Source organism: Rhodococcus sp. 05-339-2 (genome assembly GCF_002258965.1).
Taxonomy (GTDB): domain Bacteria; phylum Actinomycetota; class Actinomycetes; order Mycobacteriales; family Mycobacteriaceae; genus Rhodococcoides.
In genome coordinates, this window is sequence record NZ_NOYW01000016.1 from 323,704 (window position 1) to 338,149 (window position 14,446).

Below are 14,446 nucleotides of genomic sequence, written 5' to 3' on the forward strand. Positions count from 1 at the left end.
GCGGACCGTCGTGGTTACCCTGCGGCGGACCAGTTGGTCTGTCGCACCGGCAGCCGATGAACGGAGCCCCGCAATGCCTCTCGATCGTCGATCCTTCCTGATCGGATCCGGTGCCGCAGCAGTGCCGTTGCTGCTGGCGGGGTGCGGTTTCGTCAAGTCCAGCCCGTCGCAACAGGCCGAGGGCACGCTGACGTTCACCACGTGGGGAACCGACGCCGAGTTGGCCGGCTTCCGAGCCTCGATCGACGCGTTCGAGGCGGCCAATCCCGGGTCGACGATCACCCTCAACGCGGTGCCGTACGAGCAGATGTTCACCAACATCGACGCCCAGCTCCAGGCGGGCAATCCGCCCGACATCTTCCGCGTGCCGTACTACACGTTCGGCGCGTATGCAGGCCGCGGCCAACTGCTGGATCTGTCGCCGCTGTTGGCGTCGGACACACGTGATCAGTTCACGCCGACGGCGTGGGCTGCGGTGCAGAACGGCGAAATTCCCTACGGCCTGCCGCACCACACCGATACCTCGGCAATTCTGGTGAACCGAAACCTGTTGTCGCAGGCCGGTATCGACTCGGTTCCGACCACTCTGGACGACGCCTGGACGTGGGACGAGTTGGCGTCGATCGGTGACCGACTGCGTTCCTCGCTGCCGGCGGACCAGTACCCGTGGGCCTACAACTGGCAGGGCAACGGTGTCACCCGCTGGCTCAGCCTGCTGTTCCAGGCCGGCGGATCCTTCCTGGCCGAGGACCAGAAGACGCCACTGATCGACTCCGACGAGGCTCGACGGGCCGTCGAATTCTCGTCGTCCTTCTTCTCCAAGGGCTACGTGCCGGCCAACAACACCATCGCGTCGTCGAGTTACGCCAGCGAGGCCTGGTTCTCGCAGTCGGTGGCCATGGTGTGGTCGGGTGCGTTCCAGTTGCCCGACGCCGATGCCACGGCCAGTTTCGATTGGACGGCCACCTACGCGCCGCGAGATCGCCGGGGCGGCGGCGACTTCGGCGGCAATGCACTCGTGGCGACGTCGCAGACCTCTCAGCCGGAGCTGGCGGCGTCCTTCCTGGAGTTCGTCACCCAGCAGGAGCAGATGCGGAACTTCTGCCGGGCCGCCTCACTGCTGCCGACGCGCAACGACCTGCTCAACTCCGACCTCGAGTTCGACGTCCGGTCGGAACTGGCACCGATCTTCGCGGCACAGGCGACCACCGTGCAGCCGCAGGATGCAGCTCAGGTGGCATCCCCGTCGATGTCGGCGATCATCCCGGTCCTGAAGGAGCAGCTCGATCTCGCGTTCGCGGGTTCGCAGGATGCCGCTGCCACCGTCTCCGCGTTGCAGAGCGGAATCGCCGAGGTCACCGGCGCATGACGGCCGAACCGATCACCGGGGCCGGGCAGAAAACCGGGCCAGGGCCCGAAGCCGAGACCAAGCGCGCCGGGGCCAGGAAGGAGGCGTTCGCAGCCGCCGGGTTTCTCGCCCCCAGCTACGCACTGTTGGCGGTGTTCGTGCTCGTTCCCCTCGTCGCCGCGTTCGTCGTCAGCCTGCAGCAGACGGACGGATTCGGTGCAGGCGAGTTCGTCGGCGCAGCGAATTACTCACGCCTGGTGGAGGATCCGCTGTTCTGGCGGGCACTGATCAATACTCTGCTGTTCACCGCATTGGTGACTCCGCTGTCGATGCTGTTCGGTCTGATCGCGGCCGTACTGCTCAATTCCGCGCTGCCCGCCCGGCCGCTGTGGCGCTCGCTGGTGATCCTGCCGATGGCCGTCTCCGGTGTGGCGACCGGCCTGATCGGCATTCTGGTGTTCGACCAGAACTCCGGTGTGCTCAACAATCTGATCGGGTTCCTCGGTCTGCCCGCCATCGACTGGCAATCGTCTCCAGGGCCGGCATTCGCATCGATCGTCATCGCCACCGTGTGGTGGCGCACCGGGCTGAACATGCTGATCTACCTGGCCGGCCTTCAAGGTCTCGGTCCCGATCTGTACGAGGCGGCCCGGTTGGACGGTGCCAACGCGTTCCAACGCTTCCGGAACGTGACGGTGCCGCTGCTGGGTCCGACGTCGTTCTTTCTGCTGGTGCTCAACGTCATCTACTCGTTCCAGGTGTTCGATCTGGTCTTCGTTCTCACCGGCGGCGGACCGGGCGGGGCGACATCGGTGTTGGTCACCTACGCCTACGAGACGGGGTTCGTCACCCGCGATCAGGGTTACGCCGCGTCGATCGGCATGATGCTGTTCCTGTTCGCCCTCGTCTTCGCCGCCGCACAGTGGCGCACGAGCCGAACGAAGGATCTGGTCGAATGAGTGGGCCGAGGAACGCGTCCGCTCGCCGGGCACTGGTACTGCGCACGGTGGTCATCGCCGTCATCGGCCTGATCACCGTCGCTCCGCTGTATTGGATGCTCGCCGTGGCGTTCTCGACTCGCGGCGAGTTGCTGGGCGGCGGCGAACTACGCCTGTGGCCTCGCCAGGTGACGTGGGAGAACGTCACTCGCGTGTTCGACTCGTTCCCGGTCGCGACGTGGCTCGGCAACTCGATCGCCATCGCCGTCGTGGTCACGATCATCACCGTGGTCACGAGCCTGCTCGCGGGATATGCGTTCGCGCACTTGAGGTTTCGGTTCTCGACGCCACTGTTCTTCATCGCGCTGGCCACGTTGGTGCTGCCCGTGCAGGTGATCATGGTGGCACTGTTCCGCATCGTCGTCGGCCTCGGCCTGTACGGCACGTACTGGGCGGTGATCCTGCCGAGCTCGGCGTCGGCGTTCGGGCTTTTCCTCGCACGCCAGTTCATGCTCGGCATTCCGCGTGAGCTGCTCGAGGCGGCGCGTCTCGACGGTGCCGGGCATTGGCAGATCTTCCGGCGCGTCGTGCTGCCCCTGTCGGGACCGCTGATCGCTGTCCTCACCTTCATGAGCCTGCTGCAATCGTGGAACGATTTCGCGTGGCCACTGATCGCGCTGCGGGAGAACGAGTTGTTCACCTTGCCCATCGGCCTGCTGTACCTGCAGGGCCAGGCGAACAGCGACTACGGTGCCACGATGGCGTTCGCGCTGATCAACGTCGTGCCGATGGCACTGCTGTTCCTGTTCTTCCAGAAGTACTTCATCGCCGGATTCGCGCGCAGCGGGATCAAGTAGGTCCCATCCAGGGTGCCTGAAGGTGGGTGAGGTGTCCCGCCGGTTATGGTGCAAGCGACTACGAGGTCGCTGCCTGTGCCGCGGCCCGCCACCGTGAGCGAAGGGGATCGTACGACGTGGAGATTTCAGGAACAGCAGCACTTGTCACCGGTGGAGCGTCGGGCCTCGGTGCCGCAACGGCCGCTCGTCTGGCCGCCGCAGGCGTCACCGTGTTCGGGCTCGACCTGCCGCAGTCCATCGAGCGCGCCGGAGACAGCGTCCCGGCCGGGGTGACTCTGCTGCCCGCCGACGTCACCAGCGAGGCCGAGGTCGAGGCCGCCCTGGACACGATCGTCGCATCCGGTGTGCCGCTGCGCATCGTCGTCAACTGCGCAGGCGTTGGCTGGGCGGGCCGCATCCTGTCCAAGAAGGGACCGCACGATCTCGAGCTGTTCCGCACGGTCATCACCATCAACCTGCTCGGCACGTTCAACGTGATGCGGCTGGCCGCGAACCGGATGCAGTCGCAGTCGACCGTCGACGATGCGGGCCAGCGCGGCGTCGTCATCAACACCGCATCGGTCGCCGCCTTCGAGGGCCAGATCGGCCAGATCGCCTACACCGCCTCCAAGGGCGGCGTACACGCGATGACCATCACCGCTGCCCGCGACCTCGCCCAGGTCGGTATCCGCGTCAACACCATCGCGCCCGGCATCGTCGACACCCCGATGCTGGCAGGCGTCACCGAGGAATACCGTCAGGGCCTCGAGGCGTCGGTACCGTTCCCGTCGCGCCTGGCTCAGCCCACCGAGTACGCGCAGCTGGTCCAGATGATCGCCGAGCACGACTACCTCAACGGTGAAACCATCCGCATGGACGGCGCGATCCGTATGGCTCCGCGCTGACCACTGCCCACTCCGCGTGGCCCCGCCGATCGACGCGGGGTCACGCGCGAGCGCGCAGGTCCGCCACCGTCGGGATCTCCTTCTCCGCACGGTCGGACATCCACTCGCGCAACACTTTCGTGGCCAGAACGTCGTCCTCGTTGTAGACCAGCAGTCGCTCGCGCTGCGTGTGGTCGGGCTCGTCGTCGTATCCGACGGCTTCCCGATACCAGCCCATCGACGCCTCGCCGCCGGCCTCGTCGTCACGCCACGCGAATCCTGCGACCGGCGCAATCTTCTTCAGTCCCTTGCCGTTCGGGCAGATGAACTGATCGCTCACGGCCTGGTAGATGTCGACCCACTGCTCACTGTCGATGAACTCGCGGATCTGCGCCTCGGTCGGCACCCCGGGAACGTCGGCGAAGCGGCGGGCCGAATCGAGCAACCACTTGTCCTCCGCCTGCCGTGAATAGCAGTACGCGGCAAAGGTTTTGCCGCGCGCGGCCGCATCGGCCCTGGTGTCCATCAACCAGTTCCAGAACACCGCGAACGAGCGGCCCTCGTCCACGGTCGGCAGCGGATCCCAGGTGACGAAGCCGCGATAGGTCGGCGGCGGGCCACCCGCTTCGGTGAGCAGCGTGCCCCACAGGTACGCGCCGTGTTCCTGATAGCTCTCCATGTCCACGTCCACCTCGACGTCGGCGCGGTGCACCGTCACGGTCTCCGAGCGCCGCAGCAACGGCACGTCGGCTCGCCAGGCCAGTGCCGCGGACACGGCGTCGTCGAAGTTTCCGAAAGGCCACTCCTCCGGTGCCGGGCCGGTCCACTGCGCCAACTCGTCGATGGTGCGCACGCCCGCGCTGCGCAGCACATCGGCGCGGGAACCGGAGGCCACCAGCGAAACGTCACGAACGGCCTCGAGTTGCGGCTTGCAGTCGAACCACCACGAACAGGATCGGCACTCACTGACCTGGGAGGGAACGGTGAACGCGGTGCCCTGTGCAACCGAGAGCCGGTCTGCGAAGCGGGTGTCGTATTCGTCGAGGACCGAGGTGAGATCGTGCACCAGCATGCATTCGCCCTTGTAGCCCACCGCGCCGCCGACGGGCGTGGCCGTGCCCAGGCCCTCGTGCGCCAGCATGCGATACAGGTGAGCGAGCCGGAGCTGGTCGCGGAGTTGGCTGCGCACCTTGCGGGTCTCGTCGATCGCCGGAGACCATCGATCGAGCGGGGTGGTGCGCGCGCCACGGCCGGGGTCGGTGACCTTGTGGTTGACCACGATCACCGGGATGTAGCCGCCGGACGCGTCGCGGACGAGCAGTTCGCTGCGCCCGCGTCGACCGGTGTCGCGTTCGAGGGGCAGTACCGCGTTCCAGATGCGTTCCACTCCGTCCCGACAGGCGGCGACGGTGGCGTCGGCAGCGTCTCGGGCGGTGGGCTCGTCGATCTCGGTCCACAGCATCGGATCGTCCACGGCCAGCTGCGCGCGGATGTTCTCCCGGTGGGCCTGAGCTGCTTCTCGACGCTGCCGCACCCCTGGGTTCTCGGGTTCACCGCGCAGCAACGATCCGTACGCGGTGTCGAGATAGAGCCGGTGCCTGCACCGCGTCAACGATCCGGCATCGAGCAGCACGGGTGCAGGAGCTCGTCGACCGTTCACACTTCAAGACATTAGGTCAGCCCTCCGACAGCCGGTGCAGATCACCGCCCGTCAGCCTGCGAACACCACCGCCCGATAAGGTGTGTGGAACGCACTTTTCCCGCCCAGCAGCACATGTCAGGAGCCTTGTCGATGGGTTTGTTCCGCAAGCGTAAGGGTCGTGCCACTCGCAAGGCAGAGGCCAAAGCTCTCAAGCACAAGGCAACACTCGAAGCGAAGCTGGGCGCGAAGAACGAGCGCAAGCAGTTGAAGGCGATAGCGAAGGCACAGCGCAAGCTCAGCGCGGTGGAGGCCAAGTCGCAGAAGAACGTCGAGAAGGCGCAGGTCTCTGCCCTCAAGGCTCAGCAGAAAGCTGCGATGCAGGGAACACTGAGCGTGGCTCAGATCCGCAAGTACCTCGGTATTGCACGGCTGCTGATTCCCGTGTTGGCCCCCATCCTCTACCGCGGTGCGACCGTCGTTCGTGCGCAGCTCGACAGCCGCAAGGCGCAGCAGCTCGGTGTCGCACCCGATCAGCTCAGCGAGTACACCGGCCACGGCGGCAAGCTCAGCGCACGGATCGCCGGTGCCGAGAAGTCGCTCGGCACCATCGGTGCGCGCCACTCCGATCCCGAGACCAAGAGCTTCGGTGCCGCGATCAGCGAGCGTCTCGACGATCTGACCACCGCTGTCCGCGCATCCGAGCAGATGCCGCCCGCTCGCCGCAAGACCGCACACGCCGCTATCTCCGCAGAGCTCGACGGCATCGAGGCCGATCTGCTCGCCCGTCTCGGCGTGCGCTGACCCCTGAACGAACCGATGACCGACAGCTCAGCCGCCCCGCTTCGCGGCGGAGCTGTCGGTATCGTCACCGCGGCGCTCGCGGTGGCCGCACACGGCATGGCCGGCGGCGACTGGCCCGACGGTTCTGCCCTGGCCCTGCTGATCGTCGTCGGCATCGGTATCGGTGCCATGACAGCCCTGCCCAGGCGTTCGACCGTTCTGCTGCTCCCGGCTCTGCTGACCGGCCAACTCGTCGCCCACATCGCGCTGAGCCTCGGTAGCGCAGCTCAGATGCACGCACACTCCCTGCTTCCCAGCACAGCCATGATCGCCTTCCACGCGGTCGCCTCGGTCGTCGCCGGATTCACGATCGCCGCGGCCGAGCGCCTCTACGGCCCGATCACCTCCATCGTCCGAGCGGTTCTCGCCCTCCTCACTCCCCTGCCCGACGGTTCCGCCGTCGGTCGCGTCTCCATGTCCGTCGCGGTTCCGTCGGTGGACGGCACTGCGCTCGACTGGGTCATCTCTCGTCGCGGGCCCCCGGTGTCGATCTACTGACCGACATTCCTTTCCCGCACATCTCTGCACAGAAATGACCCAATCCATGAAGAGCTCTCTTTCCCGTGCCCTGTTCGTCTCAGGAGCCACCGTCGGCGCGTTGCTGATCGGCGCAGGCGCAGCGTCCGCACACGTCGTCGTCTCGGCACCCGACGCCGCGCAGGGCGGCTACTCGGTGCTGACGTTCCGCGTTCCCACCGAGTCCGATACTGCCTCGACCAGTTCGGTCAAGGTGACCCTGCCTGGCCTGAATTCGGCTCGTACGCAGCCCATCCCGGGGTGGACGTCCACCGTCGAGAAGGACTCGGCCGATCTGGCGGTGTCGGTGACGTGGACGGCGAACCCCGGTTCCGAGGTCGGCCCGGGCCAGTTCCAGCAGTTCCTGCTCTCCGCGGGACCGCTGCCCGAGCAGGAGACCGTCTCGTTCCCGGCCACCCAGACCTACACCGACGGTGAGGTCGTGAACTGGGACGAGCCGATGACCGAGGACGGTAGCGAGCCCGAATTGCCCGCTCCCACTCTGACTCTGGCCGCGGCCGGCGGTGATGCGCACGGCAGCGCCCACACCGAGACCACCGCAACCGCCGAGGCATCGGCGGAGTCGTCGTCCTCCGACAACACCGCTCGCTGGCTCGCCGGCGTCGGACTGGTACTCGGAGCCGTCGGCGCAGGTCTGGGCGTCGGCGCGACGATCAGGGCGCGGCGCTCGTGAGATCGCTCGTCGTGTCCACGAAGGCACTGCTCGTCTCGGCCGCAGCACTGCTGGTGCTGTTGATCGCCGCACCGATCGCGTCGGCGCATTCGCAGGTCACCGGGTACAGCCCGGCCGACGGCTCCTCCCTCGACTCGTCTCCGGCGACGGCGTCGGTGTCGTTCAACGAGGTGCCGCAGTCGCAGTTCGCCACGCTCAACGTCGTCGGGCCCGACGGCAACATCTGGTCGAAGGGCGACGCACGCATCGAGGGCCAGAGCGTCGTCGTCGACGTCGGTGAACTGGGACCGATCGGCGAGTACACCCTCGCGTACCGCATCACCTCCGCGGACGGTCATCCCGTGAGCGGCACGGCGACGTTCACGCTGACGCAGGAAGGTTCCGGCACTCCCGGGGCACCGGCCGACGCGTCGGGCACCTCGGAGGAGTCGGATGGCGGATTCCTCGGCGGCTACGGACACATCGTGTTGATCGTGGTCGCGGTTCTGGCCTTCGCGGGCGCGTTGGGGTTCGCCCTGCGTAAGCCGAAGACCCAGAAGTAGTACCGACGTGGCTGCGGTGGGCGAGAGAAGCGTTCGGTTGGTGCTCGCCGCCGCAGCTGCGGCGTTGCTCGGGGTCGCGGCGGCGTTCGCGCTGGCGTACCCCACCTTTCCCGGTGGGTCGTCGTGGCTACGGGTGATCGCGGTGGCGTCGGGTTCGGTGGTGTTGGGGTTCGGAGTTCTCGCTGTCCTGGACGCCAGTTCCGAGTCCCGACGCCCCGCCCTCGACCCGCTGGTGATGTGGCGCGCGATCGGCTATCTGTCGGGGCTGTGGGCGGTGGCCGAGTTCGTTCTGCTGGCCGCTGCGGCAGCCGATTCGGCCGGGCGTACGCCACTGACGTTGTCGCCGAGCGCTTTCACCACGTTCGCCACCTCGATCTCGGTGGGCCGTCTGGGTTCGGCGACGGTGATCCTGGCGCTCGCTCTGTGCGCCGTCGGGGTGGCCGGGTATCGGTCGGGGGCGAGCTGGTCTCCGACTCCGGTGATCGTGCTGGCGTCACTCGCCCTGGTGGCGCGGCCGATCACCGGTCACATGTCGCAGTTCGCGTTCGGCTCCTTCGCCGTTGCCGTGCATGTGCTGTGCGCGTCGGTGTGGCTCGGTGTACTGGGTGCGATGGCGCTGAGTCTGCGGAGCAAATCCGCGTGGGCGACGGTGTTGCCGGTCTATTCGCGAGTCGCGTTCTGGTGCGTCGTCGGGGTGGCCACCACCGGGGTTCTGGACGCGGTCCTCAAACTCGACAGCCTCGGTGCCGTGATCGAGACCGGTTACGGCCGAATCGTTCTCGCCAAGGTTCTCGTCACGGTGATCCTGGTCGCGTTGGCTCATCGAATCCGTGGGACGTGGTTGCCGACCGTCGCCGCACACCGATCCACGGTGGAGCACTCGGTGGGGCGAGCGGCCGCGCATGTGAGCCTGCTGGCGGTGGCGTTCGGCTTGGCGGCGGCGCTGGCGACCACTGCGTGAGCCGGCGGTAGGCACAACCGTGTCGGTGCGCTGTACTAGCCTGAGTGCATGCCGAAGTTGACTGTCGTGCCGAGTGGTTCCTCGGCACCTGCGCTCGGCCGGATCCACACTGTCGCGGAGTTCTTCGCCGGTATCGGCTTGGTGCGAATGGGCTTGGAGCAGGCCGGTTTCGAGGTCTCGTGGGCCAACGACATCGAGCGCGACAAGCACCACATGTACCGCCAGCACTTCGGTGACGATGCAGGCCATTTTCAACTCGGCGATGTTGCCCACACCCGGGGAGAAGACCTGCCCGACGGTTTGTCGTTGGCGTGGGCGTCGTTTCCGTGCACCGACCTGTCGTTGGCCGGGGGCCGCGCCGGTCTGGCGGGCAAGAACTCCTCGACGTTCCGGCATTTCACGCGGGTGTTGAGCGAGCTCGGTGCCGCTCGGCCGAAGGTGGTGGCGCTCGAGAACGTCGTCGGGCTGGCCACCAGTCACGGCGGCGACGATCTGGCCGCAGCGGTGCGAGAACTCAACGAGCTCGGCTACTCGGTAGATGTGCTCACCATCGATGCTCGACGCTTCGTTCCGCAGTCGCGTCCACGCCTGTTCCTGATCGGCGCGCAGAATCCCCCCGAGGATGCCCGCGATCCCAACAGCGAGCTGCGGCCGGATTGGTTGCAGGCGGTGTACGGCGATTCGACGTTGCTGACGCACCGCGCTCCGTTGCCGAGTCCGCCGATTCCGTTGACCAGTGGCCTCGGCGATGTGGTCGAGCGCATGGACTACCGAGACGAGCGGTGGTGGGACACAGCCCGTACCGCGGCGTTCGTGCAGTCGTTGTCGCCGATCCAGTTGCAGCGCATAGAGATTCTGAAGAAGTCCCGCAAGGTCAGCTACCGCACCGCCTACCGTCGCACCCGCAACGGCGTCGCGGTCTGGGAGGCTCGGCCCGACGACATCTCCGGCTGCCTTCGTACCGCCCGCGGCGGTTCGTCGAAGCAGGCGGTGGTGAAGATGGGCAACGGCCGGTTGCAGGTGCGTTGGATGACACCGCTCGAATACGCTCGGCTGATGGGTGCCGGCGAGTACACACTCGACGGTCTGCGAAACAACCAGGCGCTCTTCGGTTTCGGTGATGCGGTGTGCGTTCCCGTGGTCACGTGGCTCGCGGAGCACTATCTGATGCCACTGGTCAGCGGGACGATGCATGCATCGAATACAGCTGCGGCGCATGTCCAGTCACGGTAAGTCCTCGCTGCGGTCGTCTGCCGTCGCGCCGCGCAAGAGCACTCTTCCCGCAGACGATGTGCAGTCCTTTCGCACGGCCCTGCGAGAAGTGCTGAGCGAGAAGGACGATCAGGGCCGGGTGTGGTCGGCGGCCAAGTGGGGCGTGTATGCGTTCTACGATTACGACGGCGAGCCGATCTACGTGGGGCAGACCAAGGAGAAGCTGAGCGTTCGGGTGCAGCGTCACCTGACCAACCAGCGCACCGACGCCGTCGCGATGCGCGTGCTCGACGTCTTCGAGGTCGCGGAAATCGAGATCTGGCCGCTGTGGCAGTACGAAGATCTCAAGAAGTCCGACGGCGCAGAACGATTCCGCGCAGCCGAGCGTGATCTGAACGCTCACGAGTACACGGCGTACCTCGAGGCCATCGACAAGTCGCGGCACAAGGCGATCCTGAACGAGAAGATCCCACCGGTCTCGGAGCCCATCGCACTCCCGGCGTCGCTGCGTCGATCGTTGATCTCGGAGCAGACCCGCCGGGAGCGCGGGCACCCCGACATCCGCATCGCCCGTCGTGCCGAGACGATTTCGCGATTGGCTGCGGTCACCCGCGAACGCGGCGAGGTCTCCGAGGGTCTACGACGCGTACTCGTGGTCCAGGCCGTGCGCCTGGCCTACCTGTCGGCCGAGCGACTCGCCTTCGTCGAGGGACACCCCATCCCCGACCCCGCAGCCATCGACGTCACCGCCCTGGTGGGTTCGGTGCTGCACGAGCGCAGTGAGCCTGACGATCTCGAAGACACGGAAGATGCGATCGAGTCCGCGGACATCACCGAGCCCGACGGCGAGTTGGACCTGTTCAGCGAGTACCGACTCGCCCCGCCGTAGGCTCGCCCTGTGCCGCTTCCCCCTCACGTCGCCGATCTCACCAGCATCGATCTGCTGCTGTCGGTGGCCGAGCTCGGCAGCATCGGGCGAGCGGGGCGGGCCCACGGCATGTCTCAGCCCGCGGCCAGTGCCCGCATCCGCGCGTTGGAGCGCCGTGTCGGCGCGCCGCTACTGAAACGGGGCGCACGCGGGACCGTGCTGACCGAGTTCGGCGAGCTCGTCGCCAGTTGGGCCGCGCCGGTCGTCCGGTCGGCAGAGGACTTGGCGACGGCGATCGCCGCACTGCATGCCGAACGCATCGGCCACGTGCAGATCGCCGCGAGTCAGACTGTCGCAGAGTATCTTCTGCCGCGCTGGCTGGTCACGCTGCACACGCTTGTCCCGCACATCGTGCCGACGCTGAGCTCGGGTAACTCGACAGTGGTCGCCGAGAAGGTGCTTGCAGGCAATGCCGACGTCGGTTTCATCGAAAGCCCCAGTGTCCCTACGGCTCTGGATCACCGAACCGTTGCCACCGACGAACTGGTGCTCGTGGTGGCACCGGACCACCCCTGGGCCGTCACTGCGCCGTCGGCCGTCGAGATCGTCGGCACCGCCCTGGTGACGCGGGAGGCCGGGTCGGGGACGCGCTCGGCCTACGAGAGCGCCTTGGCGGCAGCGGGTCTCGGGCAACCGGCCTCGCCGCTCCTCGAGGTCTCCTCGACGACGGCGATCAAGTCCGCGGTCGGGGCAGGAATAGGCGGAGCCGTGCTGAGCTCACTGGCCGTCGCTCCCGAGTTGGCTGCCGGGACCCTGGTCCGCGTACCGATTCCAGGACTGACACTGCATCGTGAACTGCGAGCGATCTGGCCGTCCGGCCGCGCGCCGAGTGGACCGGCCGCGGAGTTGCTCACCGTGGCTGCGAAGACGCAGCCATAGCCCTGGATTATGACTGAGTGTTGAACCGGTGCCTACCGAGCCGGCACGGCACCGCGCAGGCTGTAGAGATGACCGTGACAGCTCCTACCCGCGTGGCGCATCGCCAGCCCTTCGAGCACATCACCCCCAACTGGTTCGCCGCGGTGATGGGGACCGGCGTCGTGGCCACCGCGGCCGCGACGTTGCCGGTGCAGTCCCCGGCTCTGCACGTGTTCGCGGTCGCAGTCTGGGTCTGCGCAGCTACGGCGCTCGTCGTGATCGGTGCGGCCTTCGCGATGCACTGGATCGGGCACCGCGACCGAGCTGTCACCTATGCCCGGCACCCGGTGATGGTGCAGTTCTACGGCGCTCCGCCGATGGCACTGCTCACCGTCGGCGCGGGAGCAGGCCTCCTCGGAGCGGACCTGCTCGGATCCACCGCGGCGACCGCGCTGTTCGCCGGCCTGTGGATCGCCGGGACGATCACCGGTCTGCTCACCAGCGTCGTGGTTCCCTTCCGCATGATCACCTCCGTTCACCGAGAGCAGGTCACAGCCCTACCCGCATGGCTGATGCCCGTCGTTCCGCCGATGGTCTCCGCGTCGACCGGGGCGTTGCTGCTTCCGCACCTACCCGAAGGCCAGTGGCGGCTGGCGCTGCTGTGCGCGTGCTACGCAATGTTCGGACTGTCGCTGATCGTCGGGATGATCACGCTGACTCTGATCTACGGGCGTCTGCTGCACGGCGGTCTACCGCCCGTCGACGCGGCTCCCACTGTGTGGATCTCGCTGGGGTTGATCGGTCAGTCGATCACGGCGGCGAACCTGCTCGGCACCGACGCATCGATGGTGTTCACCGGTGCACAGTCGTCGATCGCCGTCGGATTGCACGTCTTCGGCATCGGCTACGGGCTGATCATGGGCGGCTTCGGTGTGCTGATGTTCGCGCTCGCGACGGCTCTCACCGTCCACGCGGCGCGCAGGAACCTGGGGTTCTCGCTGACGTGGTGGTCGTTCACCTTCCCCGTCGGCACCTGCGTCACCGGGGCGAGCGCCCTGGGACATGCACTGAATTTCGGTGCGATGCAGGCTCTGGCCGTTGCCCTGTACCTCTTGCTGCTCGCCGCCTGGTTCACCGTGGCCACCCGCACTCTTCGCGGTATCCGGCGCGGAGACTTGTTGTCCCCCGCCTGATCTCACATGTGTGAGAGCACGTTCACCACGTTGCCGTCGGAGTCGCGAAAGAAGAATCGGCGTACGCCCCACTCCTCGTTGGTGATCTCGTAGACGATCTCGAGTTCGGCGTCCATCGCTGCCCGGTACGCCGCGTCCACGTCGTCCACTTCGATCGACGCCGACGGGTTGACCGGTCCGGTGGGATCGATGGTGATCAGGCTCAGCTGCGCCGCACTGTCACCCGACGGCGCGAGCGTGGCGATCCACCCGTGATTCATCACCACCTCCATGCCGGTGACCTGGACGTACCTGTCCAGCGCCGCATCGAGATCGGTGACCGTGAGCAATGGCATCGCGCGCACAACGTCCATGCCCGGACTGTATCGCCCACCCCCGACCGCGGATCGACTCCCCAGTTTCGGATTTCCGACTGCGATCGGAGGCACGAATCCAGATCCGAGGAGCCGATCCGCGATCCGGCTCCAACCCTGTGACCCACCAGACAGGAATAATGTTTGCTTAGCGCATGTATGTATATATATGGTTGCAGACAGCAAGTAAATGGAACTCATCGTTGGAGCACTCATGGCAGTTCGATCCACTACAGCGGAGTCGCTGGTCGAAGAGGTCTTCCTCTTCGGGCGCACGCTGAAGCGGGCCGTGACCACCGGAGTCGAGGATTCACCCCTGCCGCAGGCCCTGACCGGAGTGTTGGCCATCCTGGCGACCGAGGGCGAATGCAGACAGACCGACCTGGCCAGCAGGCTCTGCGTCAGCCAGTCCGCCCTCAGCCGGCAGATCGCGGACCTCGTCGACCTCGGCTACATCGATCGGCATCCCGATCCGGACGACCGAAGGGCGTCCCGGGTCTGTGTGTCGGACGTCGGCCAGGTTCGACTGAAACAAATTTGGGACAGACGCGCACGTCGCCTGGCAGAGATGCTGAGCGGCTGGAGCGAGTCCGAGGCACTCGATGCACTCGACTCGATCCGCAAACTGAACGACACCTTCAACGAAGACGCCCACGCCCAGCACCAGGACGTGGTCCGCATTGAATCGATTGCGAGATAGA

16 protein-coding genes are annotated in these 14,446 nt (G+C 66.7%); 14 read left to right on the forward strand and 2 right to left on the reverse strand.

Going from position 1 to position 14,446, the window contains the following annotated elements; genetic code table 11:
- The first annotated feature begins 73 nt into the window (after positions 1-73).
- The 4 genes from CH273_RS15125 (at position 74) to CH273_RS15140 (ending at position 4,027) form a co-directional block, all read left to right on the forward strand.
- Positions 74-1,369 (forward strand): ABC transporter substrate-binding protein, encoded by a 1,296-nt coding sequence (locus CH273_RS15125; RefSeq protein WP_032397118.1) that lies wholly within the window; start codon positions 74-76, stop codon positions 1,367-1,369.
- Positions 1,366-2,307: a carbohydrate ABC transporter permease gene (locus CH273_RS15130; RefSeq protein WP_052049987.1), complete on the forward strand. Its 942-nt coding sequence runs from the start codon at positions 1,366-1,368 to the stop codon at positions 2,305-2,307. The genes CH273_RS15125 and CH273_RS15130 overlap by 4 nt, the downstream gene beginning before the upstream one ends.
- On the forward strand, positions 2,304-3,143 hold the full coding sequence (locus tag CH273_RS15135) for a carbohydrate ABC transporter permease (protein WP_032397117.1): 840 nt from the start codon (positions 2,304-2,306) through the stop codon (positions 3,141-3,143). Before CH273_RS15130 ends, CH273_RS15135 begins: the two co-directional genes overlap by 4 nt.
- Before the next feature lie 116 nt (positions 3,144-3,259).
- A complete protein-coding gene (locus CH273_RS15140) occupies positions 3,260-4,027 on the forward strand; it encodes an SDR family NAD(P)-dependent oxidoreductase (RefSeq protein ID WP_032397116.1) in 768 nt (255 codons plus the stop codon).
- A 40-nt stretch (positions 4,028-4,067) separates the two neighbouring features.
- Here the strand turns inward: CH273_RS15140 and CH273_RS15145 are convergent, their stop codons facing one another.
- Positions 4,068-5,636: a TM0106 family RecB-like putative nuclease gene (locus CH273_RS15145; protein ID WP_052050070.1), complete on the reverse strand. Its 1,569-nt coding sequence runs from the start codon at positions 5,634-5,636 to the stop codon at positions 4,068-4,070.
- A 162-nt stretch (positions 5,637-5,798) separates the two neighbouring features.
- Here CH273_RS15145 and CH273_RS15150 point away from each other — a divergent pair, with 162 nt between their 5' ends.
- The 9 genes from CH273_RS15150 (at position 5,799) to CH273_RS15190 (ending at position 13,392) form a co-directional block, all read left to right on the forward strand.
- Positions 5,799-6,449, forward strand: coding sequence for a DUF6474 family protein (locus CH273_RS15150; RefSeq protein ID WP_032397385.1), 651 nt, complete (start codon positions 5,799-5,801; stop codon positions 6,447-6,449).
- 15 nt (positions 6,450-6,464) lie between these two features.
- A complete protein-coding gene (locus tag CH273_RS15155) occupies positions 6,465-6,986 on the forward strand; it encodes a hypothetical protein (protein WP_032397114.1) in 522 nt (173 codons plus the stop codon).
- A 46-nt stretch (positions 6,987-7,032) separates the two neighbouring features.
- Positions 7,033-7,698: a YcnI family copper-binding membrane protein gene (locus CH273_RS15160; RefSeq protein ID WP_032397384.1), complete on the forward strand. Its 666-nt coding sequence runs from the start codon at positions 7,033-7,035 to the stop codon at positions 7,696-7,698.
- Positions 7,695-8,240 (forward strand): MprA protease, GlyGly-CTERM protein-sorting domain-containing form, encoded by a 546-nt coding sequence (gene mprA, locus CH273_RS15165; protein ID WP_045197945.1) that lies wholly within the window; start codon positions 7,695-7,697, stop codon positions 8,238-8,240. The genes CH273_RS15160 and mprA overlap by 4 nt, the downstream gene beginning before the upstream one ends.
- A 7-nt stretch (positions 8,241-8,247) precedes the next feature.
- Complete coding sequence (locus CH273_RS15170) at positions 8,248-9,201, forward strand: copper resistance D family protein (RefSeq protein WP_052049985.1); 954 nt, start codon at positions 8,248-8,250, stop codon at positions 9,199-9,201.
- A gap of 48 nt (positions 9,202-9,249) precedes the next feature.
- Complete coding sequence (locus tag CH273_RS15175; RefSeq protein WP_218829577.1) at positions 9,250-10,434, forward strand: DNA cytosine methyltransferase; 1,185 nt, start codon at positions 9,250-9,252, stop codon at positions 10,432-10,434.
- Positions 10,418-11,302, forward strand: coding sequence for a GIY-YIG nuclease family protein (locus tag CH273_RS15180; RefSeq protein ID WP_143546242.1), 885 nt, complete (start codon positions 10,418-10,420; stop codon positions 11,300-11,302). The genes CH273_RS15175 and CH273_RS15180 overlap by 17 nt, the downstream gene beginning before the upstream one ends.
- Positions 11,303-11,311: 9 nt before the next feature.
- On the forward strand, positions 11,312-12,220 hold the full coding sequence (locus CH273_RS15185) for a LysR family transcriptional regulator (protein WP_032397113.1): 909 nt from the start codon (positions 11,312-11,314) through the stop codon (positions 12,218-12,220).
- A 68-nt stretch (positions 12,221-12,288) separates the two neighbouring features.
- Complete coding sequence (locus CH273_RS15190) at positions 12,289-13,392, forward strand: TDT family transporter (RefSeq protein ID WP_052049983.1); 1,104 nt, start codon at positions 12,289-12,291, stop codon at positions 13,390-13,392.
- Between the two features lie 2 nt (positions 13,393-13,394).
- Here the strand turns inward: CH273_RS15190 and CH273_RS15195 are convergent, their stop codons facing one another.
- Positions 13,395-13,745 carry a VOC family protein gene (locus CH273_RS15195; protein WP_032397112.1) on the reverse strand — a complete coding sequence of 117 codons (351 nt, stop codon included), beginning with the start codon at positions 13,743-13,745 and terminating at the stop codon, positions 13,395-13,397.
- 214 nt (positions 13,746-13,959) lie between these two features.
- Between CH273_RS15195 and CH273_RS15200 the strand changes: the two genes are divergently transcribed.
- Complete coding sequence (locus tag CH273_RS15200) at positions 13,960-14,445, forward strand: MarR family winged helix-turn-helix transcriptional regulator (protein ID WP_032397378.1); 486 nt, start codon at positions 13,960-13,962, stop codon at positions 14,443-14,445.
- Position 14,446: the final 1 nt, after the last annotated feature.

Bases quoted from the DNA above. Each gene is read 5' to 3' on its own strand.
- CH273_RS15125 (WP_032397118.1), top strand. From the start codon at position 74: ATGCCTCTCGATCGTCGATCCTTCCTGATCGGATCCGGTGCCGCAGCA.
- CH273_RS15130 (WP_052049987.1), top strand. From the start codon at position 1,366: ATGACGGCCGAACCGATCACCGGGGCCGGGCAGAAAACCGGGCCAGGG.
- CH273_RS15135 (WP_032397117.1), top strand. From the start codon at position 2,304: ATGAGTGGGCCGAGGAACGCGTCCGCTCGCCGGGCACTGGTACTGCGC.
- CH273_RS15150 (WP_032397385.1), top strand. From the start codon at position 5,799: ATGGGTTTGTTCCGCAAGCGTAAGGGTCGTGCCACTCGCAAGGCAGAG.
- CH273_RS15155 (WP_032397114.1), top strand. From the start codon at position 6,465: ATGACCGACAGCTCAGCCGCCCCGCTTCGCGGCGGAGCTGTCGGTATC.
- CH273_RS15160 (WP_032397384.1), top strand. From the start codon at position 7,033: ATGAAGAGCTCTCTTTCCCGTGCCCTGTTCGTCTCAGGAGCCACCGTC.
- CH273_RS15175 (WP_218829577.1), top strand. From the start codon at position 9,250: ATGCCGAAGTTGACTGTCGTGCCGAGTGGTTCCTCGGCACCTGCGCTC.
- CH273_RS15180 (WP_143546242.1), top strand. From the start codon at position 10,418: ATGTCCAGTCACGGTAAGTCCTCGCTGCGGTCGTCTGCCGTCGCGCCG.
- CH273_RS15190 (WP_052049983.1), top strand. From the start codon at position 12,289: ATGACCGTGACAGCTCCTACCCGCGTGGCGCATCGCCAGCCCTTCGAG.
- CH273_RS15195 (WP_032397112.1), bottom strand. From the start codon at position 13,745: ATGGACGTTGTGCGCGCGATGCCATTGCTCACGGTCACCGATCTCGAT.
- CH273_RS15200 (WP_032397378.1), top strand. From the start codon at position 13,960: ATGGCAGTTCGATCCACTACAGCGGAGTCGCTGGTCGAAGAGGTCTTC.